Annotated in this window: 2 protein-coding genes and 2 pseudogenes; 2 read left to right on the forward strand and 2 right to left on the reverse strand. The window is 70.2% G+C overall.

Annotated elements, in window-relative coordinates:
• The first annotated feature begins 131 nt into the window (after positions 1-131).
• A complete protein-coding gene (locus AB0L53_RS59200; RefSeq protein ID WP_364015885.1) occupies positions 132-1,055 on the forward strand; it encodes an ATP-binding cassette domain-containing protein in 924 nt (307 codons plus the stop codon).
• 83 nt (positions 1,056-1,138) lie between these two features.
• Positions 1,139-1,975, forward strand: coding sequence for an ABC transporter permease (locus AB0L53_RS59205; RefSeq protein ID WP_364015882.1), 837 nt, complete (start codon positions 1,139-1,141; stop codon positions 1,973-1,975).
• 114 nt (positions 1,976-2,089) lie between these two features.
• On the opposite strand, the pseudogene AB0L53_RS59210 reads toward AB0L53_RS59205, so the two are convergent.
• Positions 2,090-2,263 (reverse strand): annotated as a pseudogene (locus AB0L53_RS59210) (GMC oxidoreductase); the annotation flags it as partial.
• Between the two features lie 8 nt (positions 2,264-2,271).
• Positions 2,272-2,505: pseudogene (locus AB0L53_RS59215) on the reverse strand (TetR/AcrR family transcriptional regulator); the annotation flags it as partial.

The following is a 2,505-nucleotide window of genomic DNA, read 5'->3' on the forward strand; positions in this document are numbered from 1 at the left end:
GCAGGGCCAGGCTGCGTGCCGGGTCGCCCTTGCCGGAGTACTCGATGGTCACCTTCGTACGGTACACCGTACGGTTGCCGGAATTGAATCGTATGCTGTACGGTACGGCGTACGGAATTCTAGGAGGCGTTATGGCGGCGGTGCTCGCACAGGGCCTGCGCAAGGCGTACGGCAAGAAGAGGGCCCTTGACGGCTTCGACCTGGAGGTGGCCGAGGGCACGGTCTGCGGGCTGCTCGGCCCGAACGGCGCGGGCAAGACCACGGCCGTCAGGATCCTCACCACGCTCCTGCGCCCGGACGGCGGCCGCGCGGAGGTGGCCGGGTTCGACGTGGCGGCCCGCCCCCGGCTGGTACGGCGGAGCATCGGCCTCGTCGGCCAGCACGCGGCGGTGGACGAGGTGCTGACCGGCAGGCAGAACCTGGAGCTGTTCGGCCGCCTCTACCACCTGGACGCCGGCGCGGCCAGGAGACGGGCCGCCGAACTGCTGGACGCGTTCGGCCTGGAGCATCCGGGCCCCGTCAAGGAGTACTCGGGCGGTATGCGGCGCCGGCTCGACCTGGCGGCCGGCATGATCCTCTCCCCGCCCGTGCTCTTCCTCGACGAGCCAACCACGGGGCTCGACCCGCGCAGCCGCGGCGAGGTGTGGAAGGCGGTGCGCGCCCTCGTCGCCACCGGCACCACGGTGCTGCTCACCACCCAATACCTGGAGGAGGCCGATCAGCTCGCGGACCGCGTCTCGGTCATCGACACCGGAAGGGTCGTCGCCGAGGGCACGCCGGGCGAGCTCAAGTCCAAGCTCGGCGGCGACCGGCTCGACGTGGTCGTCAGGGACGCGGGGCGGCTGGCCGAGGCCGCCGGCATCGTCGGCCGGGTGGCCGCCGGGCCCGCCGAGATCGACGAGGAGACCCGTCATGTGAGCGCACCGGTGAGCGAGCGGGTTCAGGCGCTCACGGCGGTCCTGACGGCGTTCTCGGCCGCGGGCATCGAGGCCGAGGACGTCGCGCTGCGCAGGCCGACACTCGACGAGGTCTTCCTGAGCCTCACCACCGCCTGAAACCCCTCACCGTTGCGGGAAACCCGACGGACCGCATCGCCGAGTGAACGCCTCGGACCTCAATCGACCTTAGGAGCTCCGACATGACCGCAGTAGCTTCCGACCTGACCGCGACCGCTGTGGACCCGCCGCTCACCCGGCTGCGCTGGGCGCTGGCCGACGGGTGGTCGGTCGCGCGGCGTGACCTGATCCACTGGATCGCCCAGCCCATGACGATCGTGTTCGGGGTCGCGTTCCCCGTGGTGATCACCCTCGCGTTCGGCTACCTGTTCGGCGGCGCCGTGGATGTGCCGGAGGGAGCCGACTACTTCGCCTTCCTCATGCCCGGCATGTACGGCATGACGATGCTGTTCGGACTCGGTGCCACCATGGTCGCGATCACTACGGACCTCTCCCGTGGCGTGACCGACCGATTCCGGTCCATGCCGATGGCCCCCTCGGCCGTCCTCATCGGCCGGGCCCTCGCCGACCTGCTCAACTCGGTGCTGGTCCTGGCGGGCCTGCTGGCCTGCGGCTTCGCGGTGGGCTGGCGCCCGGCGAGCCTCGGCGGGGCGCTCGGGGCCGTGGGACTGCTCCTGCTGCTGCGCTTCGCCCTGCTGTGGGTGGGGATGTACATCGGCCTGGTGACCAAGGACCCGGGGGCGGTGACGGTCATCCAGACGCTGGAGTTTCCGATCGGGTTCCTCTCGAACGCCTTCGTCGCCCCGGCCACCATGCCGGGCTGGCTGGGCGCCGTCTCCGAGTGGAACCCGCTGTCGTCGACCGTCGCGGCGGCCAGGGAACTGTTCGGCAATCCCGGCTGGGGCGGCGACTCGTGGGTCGCCCAGCACGCGGTGACGATGGCGATCGTCTGGCCGCTGGCGATCACCGCCGTCTTCTTCGTCCTGTCGGTCCGCCTCTACCAGCGCCTGGACCGGTAGCGCGGTAGCCACCATGGTTCCCCGGGTGTTTCGTCACACGAGTGACGGTCCGTCGGGGCTGGGGTCCCTTTTGAGGGACACCCCCTTCGGGGGAGAGGAAGAACAATACGGAAATCACGGAGTGTGGCGGTAGAACTCGACGGGTTCGGGTGGCAGGGGCGTGTTGCCGAGTACGAGGTCGGCCGCCTTCTCGGCCAGCATCATCATCGGCGCGTAGATGTTGCCGTTCGTGACGTAGGGCATGGCCGAGGCGTCCACCACGCGCAGCCCGTCCAGGCCGTGCACGCGCATGGGTAGAGCGCCCAGTTCTCCTTGGCGATGAGCGTCAGCCTGGCCCGCCAGTCGCCGGGCGATTCCTCCGGCCCGGCTGTCTCGCCGTAGCCCGTCTGGCCGTAGCCCGTCTGGCCGTACACGGTGTCGAGCATGACGTCGAGTAGTTCCGGCTTGCCTGGCACGTACGTGTAGAGCGACATCGTGCCGACGCCCAGCCGCTCGGCGACGCGGCGCATCGACAGCGCCTGGAGGCCCTC

The organism is Nonomuraea sp. NPDC052129, from assembly GCF_040680095.1.
GTDB lineage: Bacteria > Actinomycetota > Actinomycetes > Streptosporangiales > Streptosporangiaceae > Nonomuraea.

Excerpts from the sequence above, each read along its gene's own strand:
- AB0L53_RS59200 (WP_364015885.1), top strand. The coding sequence starts at position 132 with ATGGCGGCGGTGCTCGCACAGGGCCTGCGCAAGGCGTACGGCAAGAAG.
- AB0L53_RS59205 (WP_364015882.1), top strand. The coding sequence starts at position 1,139 with ATGACCGCAGTAGCTTCCGACCTGACCGCGACCGCTGTGGACCCGCCG.